The following is a 23,205-nucleotide window of genomic DNA, read 5'->3' on the forward strand; positions in this document are numbered from 1 at the left end:
TAATTGATATGAAACTATTGAAACAATTAAGTTTACTGGTCTCTATCTCTGTCTCTTCCGCCGTATGAGGATCTTCCTCTTCCGCCGCTACCCCCGCTACCGCCACGGTTGTATGATGAGGGTCTTCCTCTTCCGCCGTAGCCTCCGCCGTTTCCGTGGAACTGGTTCTCATATTCTTTTTCGCTTACATCCAGTTCTTCGTTAACCTCAGAAACCTCCTCGGTTCCAGGAGCGATAGATCCGTATTTACCAACATTGAGTCTCATATGTCCCCTTACGAGTGATATGTAGCCGTTATCGATGTAGACGGTCTGTCCTTCAGAAGCCTGACCGGCCTGTTCTCCCCATAATGACAGGGTAACTTTTCCTGTGTCGTCTCCTATTACAACCTCGGTTACGGATTTTGCCTCGCCGAATCTTGTGGTTATTTCCTTGGGCTCGCCTACGTTTAATACCTTTCCCAAAACGTTAACTCGTCTTGAAGAAGGTGTTAGGTCTTTAATTTTGGTAGTTCCTTCCATTCTATTACTTCCTTTTGTCTAAAAAGACAGCCTCTCATCTTTGGTAAATATATAAGCTTTGGGAATCTTGCCGTCAATACCTTTAAAGATATTTTTTCATGGGAATTTCAGCATTTATTTACTGAAAAGTAGATATAGATAGATTCAATAGTAAAAAGAATTAAATGGAAGATACAAAGGATCTATGGAATCTAAGTATTTTTGATCTTAACCTCGAGGTAGAATCATGGGAAAGGAAAAACAAAACCACAATGATAAAACTAAAGGAAATGAAAGAGGATCTGGAAGAGATAACATATATAGAGGACATAATAATGAAGAAACTTTCGGATTAGAGAAGGCCCATCTAATAATGAAGTTGGTTTCACTAAAGTCCGAAGAGGCTAGATTACACATGGAATATGTAGATACTAAAGATTTGATTGTTAGGAATTTATTGAGTTTATCCGGATTGCTTGGTGAATACAGACTTGCAAAAAGAAATGAGGATTTAAATGAATTCGAAACTCGTTTTGACATTCTTTTTAATAAATACATGAAGAAAAACTGAGATCTACATGGTCAAAAAATCGAGGACCTCCTGATAGGATTTATCGCAGGATTTATAAATTTAGAACCGTTAATAAAGCATTGCAGTTTCCATATCTGGCCCAAATTATATCTGGTTTTAAATAACCCAATTGAAAAAAGCACTTCAGTAATTTCTTTTTGACAACTCTAGAAAAAGTTCTTATACTGGTATTAAGATAACCAGATGTATGAATAAAAAAGTATTAGCTTCAATTGTCGTGATAGTATTAATCGTGGCAGGGGTCGCAGGATTTTTGGGGTATGTATACACTCATCCCAAGAAAACTAATCTACCTTCTATAAAGATTACAGCGCTATCACCTTTAAATTCGGTTGAAGAATTTGAGTTGGACTCTATAGTAAGCAATTTGAAAGCAGTGGGAATACCGGCAAAAATCTCCCTGGTCTCTCCAACGGTTGAGGGTACCTGGTTGAGCCCTAACAGTACTCCTGAATTTGTGGACTTGGGGTGGCTTCCGGATTGGCCTGATCCAGTTGCTCAGCAGTTTGATCCTTTCGCGACTTACTCAAATGGTGGAGCGTTTGGAGCAAACAATGCTTGGGTGGACAATGCCACGCTTAACAATGCTTTCCCAGGGGTAATTTTCAATAGTAACAAAACAGCACAGCAAATGGAAATGGAGAAGCTCTATAAGATATTCTATGACCAGTATTCGTACATATGGCTACCAAACCCATCAACATACTTTTTCGTCCAGCCTTACATAAATAATTTCACTTACAACCCTTATGAGAATTATTACTACAATATGATGTCATATAACACATCTTACAAATTGCCCAACGGCAGTAATACTTATGGGCCATCCAACACCAGTGTACTGACTGATGTTGCTGATGGAGACTCTCTGGCTGCTCCAGATTATCTTGACCCATCTCATGGTTTCTTTGTACAAGATGGCCCAATGTTTACCGGAGCCTATCAGGAACTTTATGAATTGAATGGAACAAATTATAACCAAGTAGTTCCAGTGCTAGCAAACACATCGGTCAAAGATGCAACGTCAAATTATATGAATTATAACATAACACTGAGAAATGGCATAACATTCAACAACTCTGATCCAGTAAATGCTTCAACAGTATGGTTTTCATACTACAGGACATTAGTTATGGCACAGGGTGTTTCTATTGATAACTATGGTGGGATGCTCTTTAACACAACAGCTTACAGTGCAACTTCACCATATTCTCTCCCAGTTGGTTTCCTGAAGGACATGAGGCATGCATACAATGTGACACAATACGGCAAGCTTAAATTGCCCTATCCTACCAACTACTCCAATCTCAATATGAGCAATACAGTATTTGCTGCAAAATTCTTGGCAAGCATGCTTTCAGATTACCACCCATGGAGCAACACAACCCAGGCTCTTCTGTTGACTTATAAAGATCAGGCAGTTTCAGTACCATCATTTTCCTCTAATCATGCAGCTCTGAATTTTACAATTAACCTTCTAAACCCATATCCGTTCTTCCTTCAGGACACAGCAGAATGGTGGGGTAATATAGCTGATCCATTATTCCTGGACACTCACGGCGGAGTAACTGCTACTTCTCCCAACAATTACACAGATTCCAACGGAATGCCTGGAACCGGTCCTTACCATATAAAAACAGTAGGTGCAGCACTTGATTCTGTTACCATGACAAAGGTCTCAAACTACTGGGGGAATAAGTACTGGGACAACAAAACTGGAAAAGGAATGTACGGATTTCCAGCAGTAGCCCAGCCAGCTCATATAAAAACAATTGTAATGGATTACACAGTTGACCACTCAGGAAGAGTTTCTGGTTTCCTGGATAACCAATATCAGATGTCTGAAGTAAGTGCATCATATCTGGGATCAATAATTGGCGTTTCCCCATTTACCAGCTCTGTTCCTGTCTCTTCATACTTTAAAAACGTTGGTGCTACTCCTGCAGCCTTTGATCTCTCAATGAATAACTTTATATCTCCAACAAACAATTCAAACGTCAGGGAAGGCATATGGTACGCAATAAACTACACAGCCCTTGATCACCCATTTTATTACAAGTTGTCAAACGGAACAACAGAGTTATTGGCACAGAACTACATTGGTCCAATTTCCCCTGGTTTTAAAAGTTTCTACGTGAATGATACACAAGGCTTAGCTGCACCAGCGCAGAATCTTTCACTGGCTATACATTACCTGGGCATGGGTTTGAAGCAGGAGGGCTACTACGTTACTCTACCAAATGGAACAAGAATAGGAGATACATCTATTTCCGATTCGTCCCTTGCTGTCCTGACATCAGCCATTTTGTCCATGAATCAGTTGGTTGAAAACACTTCAATGGCTATGGTTAGAATTTTCTAAATTTTTTTTTATAAATTTTTTATATTACTTTTATTTCTTGAAAATTTAAACAAGTTTTAAGGTTATTTGTATGCAGGAATTACTGATCCATGTTTGAGTTATTATATAGTTATATGTTATTTTAAGCCTTTAGCATCCATAAAAAATAATTCAATAAAGGATGGAATAAAATATCCAAAATGATAAAAGATCTTTACAGCTTCAAGGCGTCAAATCTATGACCAAGTTTTTCATAAATAAATAGAGTCACACTGATTCGCCAGCCGATATTAGTGATAACAGGGTGAGACTAAAGAAATCTTTTGAGAAAAGCCTCCATCATAAGCAAAAATCATCCGCGGCAATAAGACATATGTGCTGCCAGTAAAAAAATTCAGGTTGAGTCCATGGGTTCTTTACCGATCCCCTTGTTCACTTTTTCTAAAAAATTCCTTCCATAACTGATATCCCTGATGGCTATAACTCCATTATTTGTTACAAGATAAACAGAGGAGAGCCCAAATTTTTTCTGCAGATATCCCTCAACAATAAAAGTCTCTTTTACATTTGAGTTGTATATAAATTTTGACTTAATAAGAGATCTAATTGAAACTCCTTCAACAGTTATAGAATACTTTGTAGAATATTTGTATAATTCATATAGAAATGTAGCAAAAAGCCAAAGTGCAACAAAAAGAAGGTACTTTATTATGGTCTTCGAACTTATTTCCAGTACAAGGGAAAAAATTGCCAGGGCAATTAAACTCTTTATAGTAGTCTTTTTAATGCCTGGTTTATTCATAAAGCCAGCACGCTACCTGATTATTTCCATAATTTCTCAATGGGGGCTCCTTCGTTTTGCAGACTTCCATTACAAATGGGCATCTAGGGTGGAAACTGCAGCCGCTTGGGAGATTTATCAGACTTGGGACATCTCCCACAGGAGGTTTTACTTCTTTTGTATCAGTGGTTGGGACCGAACTGAGCAACAGCTGGGTATATGGGTGCAGAGGTTTTGAAAGGACTTCTTCTGTTCGGCCATATTCAAAAATCTTTCCAGCATAAAGTACAGTTATAAGATCAGAAATATATTTAGCAACAAGTATATTATGAGTTATAAAAATATATGTAAGTTTGAATTTTTCCTGAATATCCACAAGCAAATTTAAGACCTGAGCCTGTATTGATTCATCAAGTGCCGATGTCGGTTCATCGAGAATCAGGAGTTCTGGCTGTTTCATTAATGATTTAGCAATAGCTACTCTTTGTACCTGTCCACCTGACATCTCTCTTGGCTGTTTGTTTTTTACCTCGTTATAGGAGAGACCAACTTCACTGATTACATCAGATACTCTTTTTTCATCAAAATGCCCAAGAGGCTCAGAAACAATGTCCTTAACCTTCATTTTTGGGTTCAAAGAGGTACCGGGGTTCTGGAATACCATATCCAGTTTTTTTCTAATTTCAAAATAATTTTTTTTCTCAACCTTAATGTCTTCAAAAAAAACCTCCCCTTTAGTTGGTCTTTCAAGGGTTGTAATTATCTTTCCCAAGGTAGTTTTCCCAGATCCACTTTCACCTACTACAGCAACGACGCTACCCTTAGTTATGGATATTGAGACCCCGTCTAAAGCTTTAACAAATATTTTCGGGACCTTTATTACCGTATCTATAAGCCCCCTTTTCTGGGCTAGATAGTATTTTTCAACCTTTTCAAGACGTATTATCTCACTCATATAACCAACACCTTATTACCCTGCCATTGTTCACTACATAATCAGGTTCATTATGGTAGCATTTATCAAATACAAATTTACAGCGAGGATTGAATTTGCACCCATCCGGAAGGTTAAGATATGAAGGGGGCGATCCAGGTATTGAGTAAAGTTTTCCACTTTTCTTTGGTGAAGTAGGGATACTGGCGATAAGTCCAGTTGTATAAGGGTGCATTGGTTTCTTTACGATATCTACTGTATTGCCACTCTCCATGACCCTTCCCGCATAAAAAACTAGCATTTTATCGGATAACACATACGCGAGCCCAACATCATGGGTAATAAAGATGATTGACATGTTAGTCTCCTTATTAAGTTCCCTCATCAGCCTTACTACCTGTGCCTGAATTGTAACATCCAGGGCAGTGGTGGGTTCATCCGCAATCAATAACTTTGGCTTAAGAAGAAGAGCCATACATATAACTACTCTCTGTATCTGACCACCGGAAAGTTCATGAGGATATCGAAGCATAAGTTTTTCCGGATCAGGGAGCCTCAAGCTGGTCATTGCGTCTATTACCTCTTTTCTGGATTCCTCATAGCTTGAATCCTTATTGTTCCTGCTATTTCTTATAGCCAAAGCCTCCAGAAGTTGATCTCCAATTCTCTTGACCGGATTAAGACTATTAAGTGGGTTTTGGAAGATCATGAAAACAGTAGTGCCTCTTATCTGGGTCATTTCTCTCTCTGACCGCTCAAGTATATTCACACCATTCAAAAGGACACTACCGGTTGCCTTTCCCACTTTCGGAAGCATTCCTGATATGACCTGTCCCAGAGTTGATTTTCCAGAAGCTGATTCACCAACAAGGGAAACGAACTCTCCTTCTTGAATATCGAGATTGAGGTTGTCAATAACCTTGTAACGTCCAGCTACAGTATTGTACGAAACATCTAAATTTTTAATACTTAGTAACACCAGTTAACACCTTAATAATTAATCCTGTTAGAAATTATGTCCTGCATTCTGTCCCCAACCAGTACAAATCCTATCACTATAATAAGTATTGCAAGACCGGGAAATACCGCATACCACCATCCAGTTGGCAAAGTGCCAACTCCATTTGCTGCCATTGACCCAAGTTCCGGAATGGGGGGTTCAAGACCAATTCCCAAAAAAGCAAGAGTGGAATAAGTCAATATCACGTTGCCAAAATCCAGTGCAGCATATGCTATTACAGGGTCAATGGAGTTTACAAAGAGGTAGCTGAAAAAAAACTTCAGGAATGATACATTATTCAATTTAGAAGCCTGTACGTAATCCATATTTTTTATTTTCAGTGTCTGTGCCCTGAAAAATCTTGCATAAATGGGCCACCAGACTATGATAAGAGCCAGTATAACTCCATCAAGTGTTTCATTGAAAAGAACAGATAGAGCTAAAACAAGTATGAGGGCTGGAAGTGAAAGGAAAGCATCTGTGAATCTCATAATTACTTCGTCAGTGTATTTCCCACGATAACCTGCGATTATCCCCAATAATCCGCCAAAAAGTATTGCAGATAGAACTACAGCAAGAGAAATAAAAGCGTCCCTGGGCATTGCATACAGCATTCTGGACAGTATATCTTCGCCATTTGCATTGGTGCCCAAAAGGTAGGTTCTATCAGGCGCATGAAGTCCAATTACAAGATTGTAATTAAATGGGTTATGTGGAAGTAACGCCACAGCCAAACCAGATGTTCCAAATAACATTTCAAGAATTCCTTGTACGGTTGACCATCCAAGGAAAGCCACAACGATAACCAGTCCAACAATGGCGGTCTTATCTTTTGTCATTATTTTTAAATACTCTACAAACCTATTTGTCGGTTTAGGTATATTGCTTTCATTTTTGTTCCTGTGTCCCGTTTCATCAATCATTCTAAACGCACCCTTGGATCTAAAATTCCATACAGTATGTCTGCCACTAGATTAGCGACTATCACAGCAATAGCTATTATAACAGTGGTTCCCAATATTCCTATGTAATCAAGGTTAAAAACTGCTTGAAAAATGTAATATCCCATCCCATGGTATGAAAAAATATCCTCAATTACAACTGCTCCGCCCATGGCGTAGGCAAAAGCAAGAACTATATATGTTACCAGTGGAATGGAAGCATTACGAAGGGCGACCCCATAAATAGCCTTGTTTCTCGAAACGCCCTTCATAAGAGTTAACCGAAAATAATCTGTTTCCATGGTATCAAGCATAGTTGAACGTGTAAGTCTTGTGATAAGACCAAAAGAGAGAAGAGCTACTGCTGTCATTGGAAGAATAACATGATGTATGAGGCTAACCAGATAAACCCAGTCTCTGGCCCAGATTGCGTTAAGCATTGGAAAAGCGAGAACATCAGGGGGAGCCGCAAGAGTTGGATTAACCATTCCAATTGCAGGAAGTAAGCCAAAATCATACGCTATCACTAGCTGAAGTACAGCGGCTAAAAGAAACGTGGGCATTGACCATGTCGCAAGATAAAAGCCTTTTACCACGTAATCACTAGGTTTCCTTCTCTTGCTGGCTGCATATGCTCCCGTAAAAAGACCAATTATCACTGAGAGTGTTATTCCTGGAAGAACAAACTCCAATGTCCTAGGAAGGTATATTCCAAGTAGTGTAATGACAGGTTTATCATGTAGGGGGTCATAACCAAAATTCCCAGTAAGTATGTTTTTTGTATAGTCTAAAACTTGTAAATAGATAGGTAAATTAAGACCATATTTAGCAACAACTCCTTTCAACTGCGATAAAGTAGCATGTGGGTTTCCAGCGTAAAGTCTAGCAAGTGCAAGAGGATTAGGAGCGATTACATGAATGAGAACAAAAATAAACACGATGAGGATGAGAAGAGTTAATATTGCATATATGGCTCTTCTTATGATAAAAGAAATGGTTCGTGTGTCCATTGGAGGTAAAGATCGAAAGATAATATATATGCTTTTTGTTTGGCGGACATTGTCAATATCAGATTGATTAGTATCTGTGATAATCGTATGGTGATCTAAGCAAATTATCTCTTGGTCTGACCTAGTGCTTTCATTAGGTATGAATGTAATGAAAAGTATTGTTTTGTGGAGCCACTAATCTTCTCCATTTCAGAATTCTTCAAATTTAGAAACAATTTTTTACAATTTTACTATCATAATGAAGAATTTCACCGCATCAATTCAACTATAGAAATACCAGAGAAGAGACTAAAATCCAACTAAGTCTTGTAATTGTTATTTTTCCGAAAAATTTGCCAATTTTTCTGGTATATGCGTTTCAGTCTGGTCAGTCGTATTCAACTTCCAAACCTGAAAGATGCCACCTAATAATGCCACCGCGTATATTGAAGACATCCTTTAATCCATTCTGCATAAGAAATGAGCATGCATAGTAGCTCCTTTCACCGCTGTTGCAGATAATGCCTATGGGGACTTTTAGACTCCGCAGTCCTTCCAAATGGTCTGGCAGTTCGTTAAGCGGTATAAGATGGGATCCTTTCACATGACCCATATCTCCGTAATATTCGTAAGGTTCTCTAACGTCTATTATTTTTAAAGAACCAGGATGTTCCTCCATACTGGAATAAACTTCAACCGGTTCTTTTTCTTCCACCTTTTTCTCATTAAAGGAATGCATATGAGGTAATGCTATAATTTTATTATCTATTTTAAAGTGTTGTTAAGGAAAATTATAGAATTTCTGTAGTCTGTTAAAAGGATATAATTTTTGTTCAGTCCTCCTTAAGTCTGGTTTGAACTGATCTCAGATCAACTTTCACTCTGGGTATGGTTTCGATCCAAGGAACCAGATGGTCATCTTTAGTTCTGGGAATTATATGCATGTGAAAATGATAGACTGTCTGCTGTCCATCAGATCCGTTCAAATTAAGTATATCCACACCCGACATCCCCATCTTTTTCTCATATCTTTTTACAAGAGTATGGACCACAGCTATAACCTCGCAAAGCGTATCTTCATCCATGTCAAACATGTTGATGAAATGTCTCTTTGGGATAACCAGAGTATGTCCCACCGAAAAAGGGTTATTATCAAGGAATGCCATTACATGCTTGTCCTCATACACAGTAAATGCCGGCTCCACCCTCTGTACTATTCTGCAAAAAACACATGGATCCATGGATTGTTAGAAGAAACTTCTCTAAAAATATATGCATCAGTGTTGCCGAATATACATGGATCATTGAATAACAAGGTAGGGGCATAAGCTTCATACTTAATATTTTTAAATTAGTTGTTTGGTGAATGAAGTATAAGGGGGTTTCCTTAACTTAATGTCATTATGCGTAAACGCAAATCCAAATACATGTTTTAATAGGTAATGGAATTTCAGGGACATGTATAACATTGGTGTCATAGGCGGAAGCACTGCAGATGATAGATTTAAACCAGTTGCCTATGAGGTTGGTTCATTACTAGCAAAGAGAAAGGCTGTAGTATTCTGTGGAGGACTAGGAGGGGTCATGGAATGGGTCTCACATGGGATTCACGACAATGGCGGTGTGGTTGTTGGTATTCTGCCTGGATCAGACGTAAAGGACGGCAATGAGTTTCTTAATGTAAAAATCCCAACAGGTATAGGATATTTGCGTAATTTTCTCATAGTGAGGGCTTCAGAAGCACTTATTGCCATTGATGGGTCATCCGGAACACTCTCAGAGGCTGCATTTGCAATAACAGAGGGAAAATTGGTCGTTGCATTGGGTGACATGGAGATTGACCACAGAAAGCCGGGCGACGGAACATTTGTTCACGCTTCAACTCCAGAGGAAGCAGTTAATATTGCATTCAGTGGGGCTGATCAATATCGATCAGTGGCAGACAAAAGGAAAGGTTTGAATCAGTTTTAGTTATTCTTTTTCCAGCCCGGATTAATTTTAATCCTGTTGATTATGAAAAGATCCATAGTGAGGTTTATTATAATGGCAGCCGCACTTGCAGCTAGAACTATACTCAATATTTTTATTGATGTAAAGGCTGTGAAGAATGGAAAAGCTGGGAAATAATAAAAATAGGTTGGAACCTGGTAAAACGGAAGAACTGAGATCGAGAAGAATAGAATGATATCCAGCAGGGCTATGAAAAGTTGCAATCCCACTGAACCAAGCATCAACGCATCATAGATCATGTAACTAAGAACAATTGCAACAGCACCCAGGAGAACAACCGATGGATCTTCGAAGTAGACTGAAACCGCTGCTATGAGGCACCCTGCACCAACGATCAGTGATATTACACTTCCGAAGACATGTTTGCCTGGCATTCTCCTCCTGTTCCAAAGAAGGGAGAGGGATATCATGGCAAGGCTGGTCAGAACCATGAAATCTGTTATATTAACAAGGAAAGGTCCATTACTCAGAGAGAGTACCAGTATGAGGGCGAGGGTGAATACCCATGAAACTGAAGAGACCGACTTTGGGAAGAAACCCTCCTCGCCAAGGGTTCTCAGATGCCTGGAAGCCGCAAGGAATGCTGGTACAAAAGTGGTAATCGTAGCTATAAGAAATATCGCAGCAGTGATGGCTTCGCCAAAAGGTCCAAGATACTGACCTGCAATATATATCATAGGTATGCTGGACCTGCTGACGGCAGAAGAATTTGCGTGAAGTGAGAAAAGGGCAAAGGCGAGTAGAATCATAACGGTTGATGCTATCAGCACCGTTGCAAACATGGACGCAAATATCTGAGTCTCCTTGCTGTATAACTTTCCCTTGTGAATCCTGGAAAGCAAAGGTATCTTACCGTTTTCCAGTGCCTCTCTCTCCATTGCCTGAATCTCCTGAAAACCGAAGAACAGAATAAAAAGGTATCCTGTATTCTCAAGTATATCAATAGTAATATTCCCATGAGGGAGGCTGAATATTCCGGATATGTTCCAGGAACCTATGAACCCAAGAGATAAAGCCTGGTATACAATAACTCCTACCAGGATAATGACCAGGGCAACCTGTATAAATCCAATATGCCGTATGAACCTCCTCTCAAAGAATGCGTTCAAAACAAACCAGAATATGAATATTCCTGTTATTGAATATATTACCGCGCTGCTCAGAATGCCTGATAAACCTAGTTCATTAAGGATTCCGGGTATTACCTGGAAATTAAACTCCACGAAGAAGATTGCAGAAAAGGCTGCTAGGGCAGTGTTTGCAATCCACATTGAAAATCTTGAGATAAAATAGCGCACAGAGGAAGGTCCAATGGCCATCTTCACAAATGAGGGCCCACCAATCGCATGCATTCCGCTCATCCTGGTCTGACGGTACATTATATTGTAGATTTTTGCCATCAGGAAGGACAATGTTGTAGCCAGAAGCAGTGATATTATGGAAATAATGGCATACTGTTCCACATTTACAGGCAGAATTATGAAAAGTGGAGACCCAATAGTTGAACCAATTCCGATAGCCAGAAGAATGTAAAATCCATATGTTGGGTTGGGTAGTCCACGGCTGGAAGGTCTCCTGAACCTTACTATGAGAGACTCAGGCAGAATGGATATGAGCACTATCCCGGACATTATGCCAATAGCTGAACCCATAAGGTCCATTATGAACCCTGGCGTCATGTCATGAACCAGATTTGTTTTTGTCAGACCGCCCAGAAGGTAAGAAATGGAGAACGTAAGAACTATAACCCCAAGAATTACCACTATTATCTTGAATATTAATGGTATAATCTTGGAGTAACTGAAATTAATTCTCATATCAACCAGATACCAGCAGACCTGCCTCTTTCAGGTTTCCAGAGGCCTGCCTTAAAAGATAGAATGCAGAGATAAGCATAAGGATAGATATGAAAAAGTCCACTATTATGACTATTCCAAAAAATTCAGTTGTGTTTGAATACGTAACAGAAAAATTCCTCAAATAGTATAATATCCTGGATGGATCGGCAACCGAGAATATTGATGGGACAAGGAGATTTAGCCCGATTAGAAGAAGCAACGCTGAAAACACAATCTCCCCCAGAGCTATTAAGAATAGATTCCTGAATTCAATCGCTTTTCCTTTCTGTATCATCTGCCGAAAGTTAGTGATATCATCATCATAGGAATCAAAAATTCTCCTTCTCATGTCGTTCTGAACCTTAGCATCGTTCCGTCCAAGAATCATAATCGACTTTATGTCAAGGAACAGCCTTTCCATTAAGGGATCTAGAGGTTCTTCTTTGTCTGCCATAAAAATTCTCTGTTGGCTATTTTCACATACCTATATATCTCTTTTTGTTTGCCAGGGGCTTAAGATGTAAACCCATGATACTGAATGGAACTTAATCAAAATGAAATTCTCACGGCAATGTTAAAATGATATTACAAAAACAGGCAATTCTTAATAAATACAAATGCATGGCTAAGGGATGACACAGGGCGATACCAACACGAGTATGGAATATGCTCGAACTCTCTATTATGCACTGACGGATTTACTTGATGCGATATCTTATTCTGACAGGGCAATGGAGGATCAAAATGATCTGGATGATTTCAATACGCAGATAAAGGTAAGAATGGACAGAGTAGACAAGATAAAGGACGATATTTCCAAACTTCTCAAAGCATTTCAGGAAGAACCTAATTCAAAAGGTTTCCAAGAATATGCTGATCAGTTGATGGAATTCACAGGAGTACTTCTTGGAAAATATAAAGATAAAGTATCCAAAGAGATTGCATCTAATCAGCAAAATATACTCAACAGTGTGGAATCAGACAGGTCAAAGGCCACGAAAAGCGCTGAGGCATTCTTTGCCAGGGACCCAATTCCAGTAAATGAAAGAAACTTTTCAGTGAAGTTCGTGGATGGAGCGTATGACGTTAGGATAAAGAACCGGTGCCCCAGGGATATATATTATGAATTTGCAGCCAACACAAAGGATTCTGAACTTCTTAAATCTCAGCTATATTTTTCATCCCTTTCAAGGGGGTTCAAGATTCCGGTTAGAACAGCAGAGACTTGGATAAGCAAAGATCCTGCAGTGGACTATGAGAAACTGGACAGGTACTTCATGGAATCAGCAGAACTCACTAAACAAAATCTTTCTGTTATTTTTATGGATCCGGAGAAGGAGTCACAGTTCAAAATCGTTCTTTCCAGGGCGGATTCAAGCATTTTCATGGATGTTGAATATAGCGATCGTATCCAGAAGGTTGATGTGACGTCTCAACCGGCTCTGAACAATAAGCTTGAATCAGGGGAACTCACCAACATAATGGATAAGATAACCAAAAACATAGCCGATCTTCAGTCAAAGAAGCTAAAGCTTATCAAACTCTCACTCAGGGACACCGACATCCTTACAAAGATGAACTATTTTGATCTGATCATTAACGTATTCAGCATTATTGAAGAGGAGATTTCACCAATTATTTCAAGGCTACTTGCCGGGGAAAAGCTAGCTATTTCAGGAAGCGATGTTCTTGATTTAGAATTCCTTAAAGGAAAGCTGGCACTGTTTGAGGAGAGAGCAAAGGAGGTTGCCTCAGCCCTGGGGATGAGTGGCATAATGGACCGGATAAACCCCGCATGATTATTTTATAATTGCAATCAGTACTGATCTTTAACTTTACCGGTAGCCAGTTTTTCACGCAGTTTTGACTCTGTCGTATGAAATGCTTTTATCCCTTCTGACCTGAGTATTCCTGACCAGTGGGTACTCTGTAACCCCTTCTTGCAGAAAAGAAGATAAACTCGATCTCTACCATTTCGGTTTACAAATTCCCTGATCTCCGCTGGGTGGACCTTTACAGAATTAGGTATTGGCGAATCCCCGTAGCTACTGCCCAGATCCACTAAGACCGCTTCTTCTGGCACTTCAGTCTGTTCAGCATTCTCCCTTAACAGGGTACGATAGTATTCAACCAGATCTGAGGACCTTAAAGTTATGGATAATCTTAGAATATCTTCGGTGAGCTTATAGTTAACCATTTCCCTGTTTATATCTGATACTTTGGCTTTAATTACCGGCTTTTCAGCAAAAAGGGCACAGTATTCACCTATGTTTTCTCCAGTAAAAGTACCGATCCTTCTTGCAAGATCTGTTGTTTCGTCCTTGTCCCATGATATCAGGGGCCTGTAGATGGGAAAGTCAAATCCGCTCTGGATTGCCATAAGGTTTTCCGGTGTCTGGGATGATACCTGGCCCACTGATTCCCCTGTAATAATGCCACATGAACCACTGGCAAGGCCAATTTTTTTTGCAAGCATATAGATTGCTCTTTTGAATTCAATATTGGGAAGAGTGTATTTACCGGAAAGTGTCAGCTCATCAATAAGCATGGAGCAGTCCACTATGTGTATTCTGGCGTTGTATCCATGCCCCCAGTCTTCATAAAGCGGTATAATGCTTTTAATCATTCCAATGGTATCCTGAGGATGTGCAAGTGAGCAGAATACAATGTCCACAGGGCATCCCCTTTTCATCATCTGCCATGCTGCCACGGGGGAATCAATTCCACCTGAGACAAGTGCGGTTAACTTCCCCTCCGATCCAAGGGGGAGTCCACCTGGGCCTTTGATTTTTGAATTAAAAAAGTATACTCTGTTGTCTCTCACTTCAATAAATATTTCAAGATCAGGATTTTTTAGATCAACTCCAGAACTGTATGGGTATAAGGCATCACCCACTCCCCTAACTATGTCAGAGCTCCTAAATGTGTGTGTACCTCTCCTATGGGATCTCACTGCATATGTCTTTCCATGTATTTTTGAGGAGTAAAGATCAACTGAACCATCGACAATATCACTAAGCCCATTTATCTTGCCCGTAATGGCCAGTGAAAAAGTCTTGATTCCCATGGTTCTTTCAAGAACGTATGATACAATATCATCTCTCGAGTACGATGAAAGGTAAATCCTACCCTTTTCTCTCTTTATAACGGCGTTCTGTCCTTTTTTTCTCAAACCTTCCAAAATGTTTTTTACAAGGGTTTGCTCCATTCGGTTCCTTGCTCTTGGACCCTTGAGTCCAATCTCGGAGTATCTTATTATATATATTGGATCCTCGAAATTCATCTGTTTTTACCTCCTATTAAAACAAAATCAGAATAGAACCTCCTGAATTTCGTAAGTCCTCCATCAAGAGAGTATGTGGTTAATCCTGTCTTTCTTGAAAATATTTCAGCCAGTCTGTAACTTTTGTGCCCCCTTGAACAGACAAATACTATTTTTTGGTTTGAGATATCATATTCATCTTCGCTGAATGCCAAAAATTTCCTGTAAGGCATTGAGTTTACAATGTGATATTTAATCATCATGGTTGTAGGTCTGGTATCCACAACAGTTATGTTTTCCATCTTTATGAAATATGTCATCTCATTACCCCATATAATTCTGCAGGCCATAAAAAATCAGGGCATAATCCTACTGGATTTAATTATAAATATAATCAAATACTATTTTAAATGAATTTTTTGATCCAAATTTTTCTATATTAATTTTTTAGAGTATGTTATTGTCAATTTAGGAATAACAACATTACATTATTTAAATTTATATTTATTCATAAAATTTGTGAAAATTAGGTATTAAAAAATAAAAAAATTAATGATTTTATTTCTCTTCTTCCATATTTTTATCCTCCTCTGTTTCCTGTGATTGTTTACTAATTCTTTTGTTCTTGCCCTTTCTCATTCTTATTGCTAACACTGATCCAATCACTTCAATTATTACTACTATCAATACAATGATAGTGTAAAGCTCGATTGAAGATATACGTGAGGACTAATACCTCCTAATTTAATCAGTCCCCCTACACATCTATGGGCACTAAAGCAACAACAGTAGAAACAGCAGAAACGTTAAAATCAAAATCATAAGTTGTGTGCACCGTTACCGTCACATCTGTTTGAAGTTTCTTTATGCTCTCTTCGATTAGTTTAGTTTCCCCATCATTTAATGGTTTTATTTTTTAGATTTCTAAGCTGTTTTTTAAAGTTATTTTATAATTTTTTAATATTTCGCTTGGGTTTTTATAGAAATTCTCATTGAATTCTGCATCGGTTAACATCTTAAAATTAAATTGCAAAATATCGCGCGGATTGACATTTAAAATTAAATCATTATCTAAATCTCTTTTGTCGATCTTTCACTTAACATTTCCACATCCAAAATTTTTTTAATAACAGTCATTTTTTATTTAAAAATTTTGCTAAAATAATACCTACAAAGTGTTCCAAACATACACTTTGTCTATGCCATACAACAAATAATTTTCCAACAACTTTAGATGCCTCATCCTAAGACTCTACTGAGATAATCCAAATACCCTATTTATCAAACATAGACCACTGCTTTAGGACAGCCCCAGACTTAATTACTAAGATATTATCAGCTAATTCCAGGGCCTCATAGTAATAAAGCTCCGCTCTTTTGATACGATTACCATTTTTAGTTAAATTGCAAGTGTTTATATTAGTATTTGGTTAATTTTCATATAAAATGACCTAAAAATATGAAACAATAAAATTGTAAATACAAAATATTTTCAATTTATAGTAAATTTTGATAACATTGAATTAAAAATTTATAAATATTTGTAACACATATTTAAAAGTGTAAAAAATGGAAACAAACAAAGATAAATTAATTTCTTATTTAAAATACTTGGGAAAAGATGTTGAAGTAGAGGCATTTGACTCAAGATTTTCTATCCAAAAAATAGCTTTTATTTTGAAATCCATGGGTCTTGAATTAAGTTATGAATTTATCTTTCATCACTATGGTGTTTATTCAAAGGAATTAACAAATGATTATTATGATTCTAAAGATTCTTTCAATAATTATAGTTCTAATCACCATTTAAGTGACAAGGAAGAAAAAATACTCACTCTATTTAAAAAAACAATAGATATGGACCATTCATTATTAGAATCTGTTTCAACAATATTATACTTTAATTTAGTATATTCAAACATAGATAACACGATTAAGGAAGTAAAAAAAAGAAAACCTCATTTAAGTGATTATGGTATAATTTTAGGTATAAACAAAGCTAAAGAGCTAATATTCAAGGATGAAGATCTAACTGTTGATATTAAGAAAGAATTAGAGATGTGGGACTTTGATTAACTTTGATGATATAAAATTGGCGACATATATTTAATTGAATTGAAAGATGTTCAAGGCCATGAACAAGCTAATGAAAGACCTGCAGTAGTGATTGCAAAACATCAATCTAATACTGGTATGTTAATAATCATACCTATGACATCAAATTTAAATGCTAAACGTTTTCCTAATACCTTAGAAATTAAAAATCCAATAATAATGGTTTATCCAAAGATTCAATAGCATTAATATTTCAAGTTAGAGCAATTAGTATAGATAGAATTAAAACAAAGATGGGTGAAATTGAAGATTTTTTTTATAATTATATACTAATACAAATATATCAATATCTAAAATTAGATAAGATTTCCTTATCTTAATTTTATGAAAAATTTTTTACAGTATTCGATTATGAATATTAACAAATCCTAAAGGGTTCGTTCAGGGTTCCAATAAGTATGGGCCACTCTTTGATAATCCATTTTCTGGCAGTGGCCTCTCTGAGCTTTTCAGTAACATGTGACCATGCTGAAAGATCATCGACTTCATAAAGGACAACAAATTCCTGATCCCCAAGCCCAAAGCTGTAGGTGGTATATGATCTTATATCCTTGTTTTCAGGATGTGAAAGTGCTATGCCTATGTGTTCGGCAAGTATTCTCTTCCTCTCCTCATAGTCTATGAGGTACCAATCCACAGTCTTGCTCATTGGATATGCAACAAAATATAGGGAAGGTGTATCGTGAAGGGTGTCTTCCAGAGTCTTACCTCCTTTAAGGTATGGAGAGTGCTCGTATATTGAAAGCATACTGAAACTGGTCTCGGCCAAACCTCTGAAAAGCAAATTAAGGTCAGCCTTGAACTTGTAGAAATTCTCAGGTTTGTGTGAGGAAATCCAGAATATGAAATCGCTGTCGTAACGCAGTGAATGGTATGATCTTATGTTTATAAAGTCATTTCTGAGAGAACCAAGTCTGCCTTCAATAACATTCTCCAGGGCAGATATTTCATCCTGTGTTGAATTCCACAGTTTTTCAGTACCTTTGTAGGCAAGTATCATCGTATAGATTTTATCAGCCAAAATTATCGTCCTCATATTTCTGTCTGTTTTAAATATATTGCCAGTATTTTGATCCCATGAAAATATTATCTCATGTTTCGAATTTCATATGGTTATTGATTATTCATTTAGCATATTCTTGAATAACTGGATAATTTAAAGACTCCTTTCATAAAACCTCTGAGAAAAGCAACCATTAAAATGCAGGTGTATTTAGGAGACATGGAAATATCAGGTAAAAAGGCACAGAGGCACCAATTCACGCATCTTATGAAAAAACACATTTAAATATGAATTTTTAATATAAAAAATAGCCTGAAGCTTTCAGACAGGATGTACCAATGCAGTGTCTATTTTTCTCATCGACAGGATATCAATGCACCCATCAATATCCGGAATGCTGGATTGATAAAGGTAGGGAGGGTCACCCCTGAATTCACGCCTGTGGGGTCCGGTGTTTAGAAATGGGAAATGAATCTCCCTACCATCATGGAAGAATGATCTTTCAATCGGGAGGATATCACCATGACAATAAGTTTCTCAAAAAGTATATTAGCCCATATGTTAATATTATACTATGTCCGAACAACCATATTTTGACACTGTAAATACAGTGGAATATTACGTAGGGTCAGCGAAGCAGTGGGCATTTTTCCACCAGAAGGCAATGGGCTTCAATCTGAAGGCATATGCCGGCCCTGAAACAGGTGTAAGAGATAAAGTATCCTATTTAATGGAACAGGGCAATATTAATCTCATTTTTACATCCTTCCTTAACCATAATTCCCCAATAGCTGATCATGTAAAGCTTCACGGTGATGGTGTGAGGGACATATCCCTGAAAGTTCCCAACATAGAAGAAACCAATGAATATGTGGAAAAAAGAGGTGTAGTCAAACCGGGAAAGATTGAGACTGTGAAGGGCGATTTTGGAAAGGTCAAAAGATCAGTTATCCCAACATATGGTGAAACTGTGCATTCGCTGGTAGATGTTTCAGAGTATGATGACAAGGTTCCACCCGGTTTCGAACCAACTGATATTAAGGAAAAATCAGTGGGGTTGAAGAGAATTGACCATATTGTCGGGAATGTTGAAGACAGGAAAATGGACACATGGGTTAACTATTATATAAAAGGACTGGGTTTCGAGCAGCTTATCACATTCGACGACAAGGACATAAGCACAGAGTACTCATCCCTGAGATCGAAGGTGGTGCAGTATAATGATAGGAGCATAGTATTCCCTATCAACGAACCGGCACTTGGACTTAAGAAATCGCAGATACAGGAATACCTTGATTACTATAATTCTCCAGGGGTCCAGCATATTGCACTTGAAACAGATGACATTGTAAAAACAGTCTCAGAACTCAAGCAGAGGGGAGTGGAATTTCTCTATACTCCAGCAAAATACTACGACACACTGGCAGATCATGTTGGAAGCATTGATGAGGACATTGAAGACCTCAAGAAAAATTACATACTAGTGGACAGGGATGAATACGGGTATCTCCTGCAGATATTTACAAAGCCAATGGGGGACAGGCCAACTTTCTTCTATGAGATTATACAGAGGAAGGGGGCAAGGTCATTTGGTAAGGGAACGTTCAAGGCACTATTTGAGTCCATTGAGAGAGAGCAGGCCAAAAGGGGGAATCTCTGAGATTTCATTAGTAAAAGAGAATATTCGCAAAGCCAGAAAATTAAAAAAGGTAACCGTAATGGAGACTCTGGTTCCGGGTCAGGGGTTATCTTATATAAAGAACTGGCACGGAGGCATTAGCTATTTCGGGGAATAATTACAATGAAAGTTGCAAGGATCAGAAGCGATGAAGGGAGATATGTGGCAGTGTATGGGAAGGATAGATGGATTGATGTATCTTCTATTCTGAACGATACTGTTGACAATATGGAAAAGTCTTTTTTTTCCACACTCACCAGAAACAGAGACAAAATTTTAGAATTCATTGATCAGACACCATCTGAGGATCTTGAGGAGGTTGTTCCCAGATCTTTCCTAATTCCTGTTCCAAGAGTAAATCAGATTCGTGATTTCTATGCATTCGAGGATCATGTGAAAAGGGCACGCGAGAGGAGAGGGCTGGACATGGTTCCAGAGTGGTACGAGATCCCGGCCTTTTACTATTCAGGGACCTCCAATCTTTTTGGTTCAAATGACAACATACCCTACCCCTCCTATACCTCAGAACTGGATTATGAGCTGGAGGTGGGGGCAGTTATAGGGAAAGAAGGAAGGAATATTTCCCGAGGAGATGCAAGGGATTATATTTTCGGGCTTACACTTGTTAATGACTGGAGTGCAAGGGATGTACAGAGGAAGGAGATGAAGATTGGTCTTGGCCCAGCGAAAGCTAAGGATTTCGCCACTTCCTTCGGCCCTTACATAGCAACGATGGATGAATTCTCTGACCTGACAAACAGTGATGGTAAAATTGATGTTTCATTATCGGCATCTGTAAACGGAAATATCTATTCCCAGGGAAACCTGAAGTCCATCCACTGGGATTTTGAGGACATGATTGCATGGGCATCTCAGGATACAACGCTAAGACCTGGAGATATAATAATGTCAGGAACAGTTGGTACAGGCTGCATATTGGAGATGGGCCCTGAAGATCATGGATGGCTAAAAAAAGGGGATGTCGTCATGTTCCATTCGGATGTGCTTGGTGAAACATCCAATAAAATTGTTGAGGGATAAATATGGTGTATTATGTAAAACAGGGTATTGTGCCACAAAGCAGGCACACGTATGAGGAGAGGGAAAAACTGAGAAGAGAAGAACTGTTTGGCGAGGAAAGTTTTGATGGACCTTATTCTCTCTTATACCACATTAATGAGCCAACAAGAGTAAGTTCAGTCCAGACGGAGAAAAAACATGGAGATAAGGGGCTGGAAAATATTACGGTTCACCGTCATTTCAAGACATCCGGGATTGATTATTCAACTGATCATTTCAGGTCCAGGGAAATTATTCTCTTTAACAGCACACTAAAAATAGGGGTAATGAAACTCAAGGGAAATTCATCTGATTTCTTTTACCGGAATGCACTTCATGACGAGGTTCTGTTTATCCACAGGGGGAGCGGAGTACTGAAGTCCATGCTTGGTGACTTGAAATTCAGGAAAAACGACTATGTTTACATTCCCAAAGGAACTACCTATAAAATTGATCATGAGGGGGAACTGGAGACATTCTTTGTGCAATCCAGGGAAAGAATAGGCATACCGCCACGTTATCTCAATATTTATGGCCAACTCAAAGAAGGCACTCCATATTATGAGAGGGATTTTAGGACACCTGTTCTTGGAAAGCCTTCCATGGAAAAGGGTGACTACACAGTATATGTGGATTATTCAGCATATTTTGTGGTGGAAAAAAGGGATGAACATCCATTCGACGTGGAAGGCTGGGATGGTTATCTTTACCCTTATGCCATCAATGCTGAGACCATGGCCCCTATTGTGGGCAAGCTTCATCAGCCGCCACCTGTCCATGAGACATTCAGCGGAAAATCATTCATGATTGGTACTTTTCTTCCAAGGAAGTTCGACTTTCATCCAAGATCCATACCAATATCCTATTACCACAGCAATATAGATACGGATGAGGTTCTATTCTATTCCTCGGGGAACTTTATGAGCAGAAAAGGCATAGAGCCGGGATCAATAACAATACATGTGAGGGGACTGATACATGGCCCACAGCCAGGTTCCGTTGAGAAGGCTATTGGAAAGGAGGGAACTGATGAGATTGCCGTTATGGTGGAAGCTTATGAACAACTGGTACCCACAGAGAAATCAGAGGAAATAGAGGATAAGGACTATATGAAATCCTGGTATGTCTGACCATGGAATTCAACTACCTGCCTTTAAGAAAAGTTTTTTATGGGAATGGATCCATTGAGAACCTCGATTCCATTATTTCAGAAAATGGCATGAAACATCCGCTTGTGGTTGCCAGTCATTCGGTTTCCATGACCACCTTTTACCAGGATATGATTGATTCTATCAAAACACCATTCACAGAGTTTGCGCAGATAACACAGCACTCCCCATTGGAGGAGATTGAGCATGGGGTGGAAAGCATGCGGAATAAAAACTGCGATTCAATTATATCAATTGGAGGTGGGAGCGTTATAGATGCTTCCAAGGTAATCAGGTATTACTATAACATGAATGCTGTCCAGGTTGCAATACCTACCACTCTTTCAGCCGCTGAATTTTCACATATAGCCGGATATACCATAGGAGGGGAAAAGACAGGCATAAGGGATAAAGGCATAACTCCACAGTATGTCATTCTTGATCCTGCAGCTACTGCCGAAACACCGGATATTCTGTGGAAATCCACGGGGATTAGAAGTCTTGATCATGCACTGGAGACAATTGTTACAAACAACTTCAGCGAACCTGCAGTCATGTTTGCCATGAAAGCCATAGAGAAACTTATGACAAATTTAGAGAAAAGCGGACTGGATGCAAGGCTGGAATGTCAGAAGGCTGCATGGTATTCATACTTTGAAGTTTTTGATGCCCCTATGGGTCTGAGCCACAATATAGGGAAGATAATAGGGGCAAAGTGGGGCATTCCACATGGAATAACATCATGCATAACTCTCCCCGCAGTGATGCGTTATTATGCAGGAAATAATCCAGAACCTCTTGCAGAAATTTCAAGGCAGCTTGGAATAGGCGGCCTGAACCCGTCAGATCAGGCTTACAAAACCGCAGACATGGTGGAGAATTTCATAAGGAGAATTGGTTTGACAAGAAAGCTCTCTGATTATTACATAAAAGATGATGATCTAGACTATATTGTGTCAAAACTGAAAGGGAACAGGGAAGAACTTATGCCCCTGATCCAGTCAATGCTTTAAT

Annotated in this window: 23 protein-coding genes; 10 read left to right on the forward strand and 13 right to left on the reverse strand. The window is 38.6% G+C overall.

The features are described 5' to 3' along the window. Nucleotides 1–32: 32 nt before the first annotated feature. Nucleotides 33–521: a single-stranded DNA-binding protein gene (locus tag OXIME_RS03010; protein ID WP_393971998.1), complete on the reverse strand. Its 489-nt coding sequence runs from the start codon at nt 519–521 to the stop codon at nt 33–35. A 226-nt stretch (nt 522–747) separates the two neighbouring features. Here OXIME_RS03010 and OXIME_RS03015 point away from each other — a divergent pair, with 226 nt between their 5' ends. Then, on the forward strand, nt 748–1,071 hold the full coding sequence (locus OXIME_RS03015) for a hypothetical protein (protein WP_393971999.1): 324 nt from the start codon (nt 748–750) through the stop codon (nt 1,069–1,071). Between the two features lie 208 nt (nt 1,072–1,279). Further along, on the forward strand, nt 1,280–3,454 hold the full coding sequence (locus tag OXIME_RS03020) for an ABC transporter substrate-binding protein (RefSeq protein ID WP_393972000.1): 2,175 nt from the start codon (nt 1,280–1,282) through the stop codon (nt 3,452–3,454). A 373-nt stretch (nt 3,455–3,827) separates the two neighbouring features. Here the strand turns inward: OXIME_RS03020 and OXIME_RS03025 are convergent, their stop codons facing one another. From OXIME_RS03025 to OXIME_RS03055, 7 genes are all read right to left on the reverse strand, one after another. Continuing rightward, nucleotides 3,828–4,235 carry a PH domain-containing protein gene (locus OXIME_RS03025; protein WP_393972001.1) on the reverse strand — a complete coding sequence of 136 codons (408 nt, stop codon included), beginning with the start codon at nt 4,233–4,235 and terminating at the stop codon, nt 3,828–3,830. After that, nucleotides 4,228–5,169, reverse strand: a complete 942-nt coding sequence (locus tag OXIME_RS03030; RefSeq protein WP_393972002.1) for an oligopeptide/dipeptide ABC transporter ATP-binding protein — start codon at nt 5,167–5,169, stop codon at nt 4,228–4,230. The genes OXIME_RS03025 and OXIME_RS03030 overlap by 8 nt, the downstream gene beginning before the upstream one ends. Next, nucleotides 5,162–6,130 carry an ABC transporter ATP-binding protein gene (locus OXIME_RS03035; RefSeq protein ID WP_393972239.1) on the reverse strand — a complete coding sequence of 323 codons (969 nt, stop codon included), beginning with the start codon at nt 6,128–6,130 and terminating at the stop codon, nt 5,162–5,164. Before OXIME_RS03035 ends, OXIME_RS03030 begins: the two co-directional genes overlap by 8 nt. An 8-nt stretch (nt 6,131–6,138) precedes the next feature. Continuing rightward, the gene (locus OXIME_RS03040) at nt 6,139–6,987 is read right to left on the reverse strand and encodes an ABC transporter permease (protein ID WP_393972240.1); all 849 of its coding nucleotides are present in this window, start codon (nt 6,985–6,987) and stop codon (nt 6,139–6,141) included. Between the two features lie 80 nt (nt 6,988–7,067). Beyond that, nucleotides 7,068–8,099 carry an ABC transporter permease gene (locus OXIME_RS03045; RefSeq protein WP_393972003.1) on the reverse strand — a complete coding sequence of 344 codons (1,032 nt, stop codon included), beginning with the start codon at nt 8,097–8,099 and terminating at the stop codon, nt 7,068–7,070. Between the two features lie 367 nt (nt 8,100–8,466). Then, nucleotides 8,467–8,817, reverse strand: coding sequence for a rhodanese-like domain-containing protein (locus OXIME_RS03050; protein WP_393972004.1), 351 nt, complete (start codon nt 8,815–8,817; stop codon nt 8,467–8,469). Nucleotides 8,818–8,911: 94 nt separating this feature from the next. Further along, on the reverse strand, nt 8,912–9,319 hold the full coding sequence (locus OXIME_RS03055) for an HIT family protein (RefSeq protein ID WP_393972005.1): 408 nt from the start codon (nt 9,317–9,319) through the stop codon (nt 8,912–8,914). A 217-nt stretch (nt 9,320–9,536) separates the two neighbouring features. On the opposite strand from OXIME_RS03055, the gene OXIME_RS03060 reads away from it, so the two are divergent. Beyond that, entirely contained in the window at nt 9,537–10,049 is a 513-nt protein-coding gene (locus OXIME_RS03060; protein WP_393972006.1) for a TIGR00725 family protein, read from the forward strand. On the opposite strand, the gene OXIME_RS03065 is transcribed toward OXIME_RS03060, so the two are convergent. Next, entirely contained in the window at nt 10,046–11,905 is a 1,860-nt protein-coding gene (locus OXIME_RS03065) for an APC family permease (protein ID WP_393972007.1), read from the reverse strand. The genes OXIME_RS03060 and OXIME_RS03065 overlap by 4 nt on opposite strands. A gap of 1 nt (nt 11,906) precedes the next feature. Beyond that, complete coding sequence (locus tag OXIME_RS03070) at nt 11,907–12,380, reverse strand: hypothetical protein (protein WP_393972008.1); 474 nt, start codon at nt 12,378–12,380, stop codon at nt 11,907–11,909. Between the two features lie 178 nt (nt 12,381–12,558). Between OXIME_RS03070 and OXIME_RS03075 the strand changes: the two genes are divergently transcribed. Beyond that, a complete protein-coding gene (locus OXIME_RS03075; protein ID WP_393972009.1) occupies nt 12,559–13,725 on the forward strand; it encodes a hypothetical protein in 1,167 nt (388 codons plus the stop codon). A 17-nt stretch (nt 13,726–13,742) separates the two neighbouring features. Here OXIME_RS03075 and OXIME_RS03080 read toward each other — a convergent pair whose 3' ends face one another. After that, complete coding sequence (locus tag OXIME_RS03080) at nt 13,743–15,209, reverse strand: THUMP domain-containing protein (protein ID WP_393972010.1); 1,467 nt, start codon at nt 15,207–15,209, stop codon at nt 13,743–13,745. After that, nucleotides 15,206–15,508 (reverse strand): rhodanese-like domain-containing protein, encoded by a 303-nt coding sequence (locus OXIME_RS03085; protein WP_393972011.1) that lies wholly within the window; start codon nt 15,506–15,508, stop codon nt 15,206–15,208. Before OXIME_RS03085 ends, OXIME_RS03080 begins: the two co-directional genes overlap by 4 nt. A gap of 1,249 nt (nt 15,509–16,757) precedes the next feature. On the opposite strand from OXIME_RS03085, the gene OXIME_RS03090 reads away from it, so the two are divergent. Then, entirely contained in the window at nt 16,758–17,264 is a 507-nt protein-coding gene (locus OXIME_RS03090) for a hypothetical protein (RefSeq protein WP_393972012.1), read from the forward strand. A 24-nt stretch (nt 17,265–17,288) separates the two neighbouring features. Beyond that, nucleotides 17,289–17,486 carry a type II toxin-antitoxin system PemK/MazF family toxin gene (locus OXIME_RS03095; protein WP_393972241.1) on the forward strand — a complete coding sequence of 66 codons (198 nt, stop codon included), beginning with the start codon at nt 17,289–17,291 and terminating at the stop codon, nt 17,484–17,486. Between the two features lie 175 nt (nt 17,487–17,661). Here the strand turns inward: OXIME_RS03095 and OXIME_RS03100 are convergent, their stop codons facing one another. Further along, entirely contained in the window at nt 17,662–18,324 is a 663-nt protein-coding gene (locus tag OXIME_RS03100) for a chlorite dismutase family protein (RefSeq protein WP_393972013.1), read from the reverse strand. Nucleotides 18,325–18,880: 556 nt separating this feature from the next. Between OXIME_RS03100 and hppD the strand changes: the two genes are divergently transcribed. The 4 genes from hppD to OXIME_RS03120 all read left to right on the forward strand — a co-directional run bounded on the left by hppD (nt 18,881) and on the right by OXIME_RS03120 (nt 23,204). Next, nucleotides 18,881–19,966, forward strand: coding sequence for a 4-hydroxyphenylpyruvate dioxygenase (gene hppD / locus OXIME_RS03105; RefSeq protein ID WP_393972014.1), 1,086 nt, complete (start codon nt 18,881–18,883; stop codon nt 19,964–19,966). 141 nt (nt 19,967–20,107) lie between these two features. Beyond that, the gene (locus OXIME_RS03110; RefSeq protein WP_393972015.1) at nt 20,108–21,025 is read left to right on the forward strand and encodes a fumarylacetoacetate hydrolase family protein; all 918 of its coding nucleotides are present in this window, start codon (nt 20,108–20,110) and stop codon (nt 21,023–21,025) included. 2 nt (nt 21,026–21,027) lie between these two features. After that, on the forward strand, nt 21,028–22,173 hold the full coding sequence (locus OXIME_RS03115; protein WP_393972016.1) for a homogentisate 1,2-dioxygenase: 1,146 nt from the start codon (nt 21,028–21,030) through the stop codon (nt 22,171–22,173). A 2-nt stretch (nt 22,174–22,175) separates the two neighbouring features. Further along, the gene (locus OXIME_RS03120; RefSeq protein ID WP_393972017.1) at nt 22,176–23,204 is read left to right on the forward strand and encodes an iron-containing alcohol dehydrogenase; all 1,029 of its coding nucleotides are present in this window, start codon (nt 22,176–22,178) and stop codon (nt 23,202–23,204) included. Nucleotide 23,205: the final 1 nt, after the last annotated feature.

Origin of the sequence: Oxyplasma meridianum (assembly GCF_038024865.1) — an archaeon.
GTDB classification, from domain to species: domain Archaea; phylum Thermoplasmatota; class Thermoplasmata; order Thermoplasmatales; family Thermoplasmataceae; genus Oxyplasma; species Oxyplasma meridianum.

Excerpts from the sequence above, each read along its gene's own strand:
- OXIME_RS03010 (WP_393971998.1), bottom strand. The coding sequence starts at position 521 with ATGGAAGGAACTACCAAAATTAAAGACCTAACACCTTCTTCAAGACGA.
- OXIME_RS03015 (WP_393971999.1), top strand. The coding sequence starts at position 748 with ATGGGAAAGGAAAAACAAAACCACAATGATAAAACTAAAGGAAATGAA.
- OXIME_RS03020 (WP_393972000.1), top strand. The coding sequence starts at position 1,280 with ATGAATAAAAAAGTATTAGCTTCAATTGTCGTGATAGTATTAATCGTG.
- OXIME_RS03025 (WP_393972001.1), bottom strand. The coding sequence starts at position 4,235 with ATGAATAAACCAGGCATTAAAAAGACTACTATAAAGAGTTTAATTGCC.
- OXIME_RS03030 (WP_393972002.1), bottom strand. The coding sequence starts at position 5,169 with ATGAGTGAGATAATACGTCTTGAAAAGGTTGAAAAATACTATCTAGCC.
- OXIME_RS03040 (WP_393972240.1), bottom strand. The coding sequence starts at position 6,987 with ATGACAAAAGATAAGACCGCCATTGTTGGACTGGTTATCGTTGTGGCT.
- OXIME_RS03045 (WP_393972003.1), bottom strand. The coding sequence starts at position 8,099 with ATGGACACACGAACCATTTCTTTTATCATAAGAAGAGCCATATATGCA.
- OXIME_RS03050 (WP_393972004.1), bottom strand. The coding sequence starts at position 8,817 with ATGCATTCCTTTAATGAGAAAAAGGTGGAAGAAAAAGAACCGGTTGAA.
- OXIME_RS03055 (WP_393972005.1), bottom strand. The coding sequence starts at position 9,319 with ATGGATCCATGTGTTTTTTGCAGAATAGTACAGAGGGTGGAGCCGGCA.
- OXIME_RS03060 (WP_393972006.1), top strand. The coding sequence starts at position 9,537 with ATGTATAACATTGGTGTCATAGGCGGAAGCACTGCAGATGATAGATTT.
- OXIME_RS03065 (WP_393972007.1), bottom strand. The coding sequence starts at position 11,905 with ATGAGAATTAATTTCAGTTACTCCAAGATTATACCATTAATATTCAAG.
- OXIME_RS03070 (WP_393972008.1), bottom strand. The coding sequence starts at position 12,380 with ATGGCAGACAAAGAAGAACCTCTAGATCCCTTAATGGAAAGGCTGTTC.
- OXIME_RS03075 (WP_393972009.1), top strand. The coding sequence starts at position 12,559 with ATGACACAGGGCGATACCAACACGAGTATGGAATATGCTCGAACTCTC.
- OXIME_RS03080 (WP_393972010.1), bottom strand. The coding sequence starts at position 15,209 with ATGAATTTCGAGGATCCAATATATATAATAAGATACTCCGAGATTGGA.
- OXIME_RS03085 (WP_393972011.1), bottom strand. The coding sequence starts at position 15,508 with ATGACATATTTCATAAAGATGGAAAACATAACTGTTGTGGATACCAGA.
- OXIME_RS03090 (WP_393972012.1), top strand. The coding sequence starts at position 16,758 with ATGGAAACAAACAAAGATAAATTAATTTCTTATTTAAAATACTTGGGA.
- hppD (WP_393972014.1), top strand. The coding sequence starts at position 18,881 with ATGTCCGAACAACCATATTTTGACACTGTAAATACAGTGGAATATTAC.
- OXIME_RS03110 (WP_393972015.1), top strand. The coding sequence starts at position 20,108 with ATGAAAGTTGCAAGGATCAGAAGCGATGAAGGGAGATATGTGGCAGTG.
- OXIME_RS03115 (WP_393972016.1), top strand. The coding sequence starts at position 21,028 with ATGGTGTATTATGTAAAACAGGGTATTGTGCCACAAAGCAGGCACACG.
- OXIME_RS03120 (WP_393972017.1), top strand. The coding sequence starts at position 22,176 with ATGGAATTCAACTACCTGCCTTTAAGAAAAGTTTTTTATGGGAATGGA.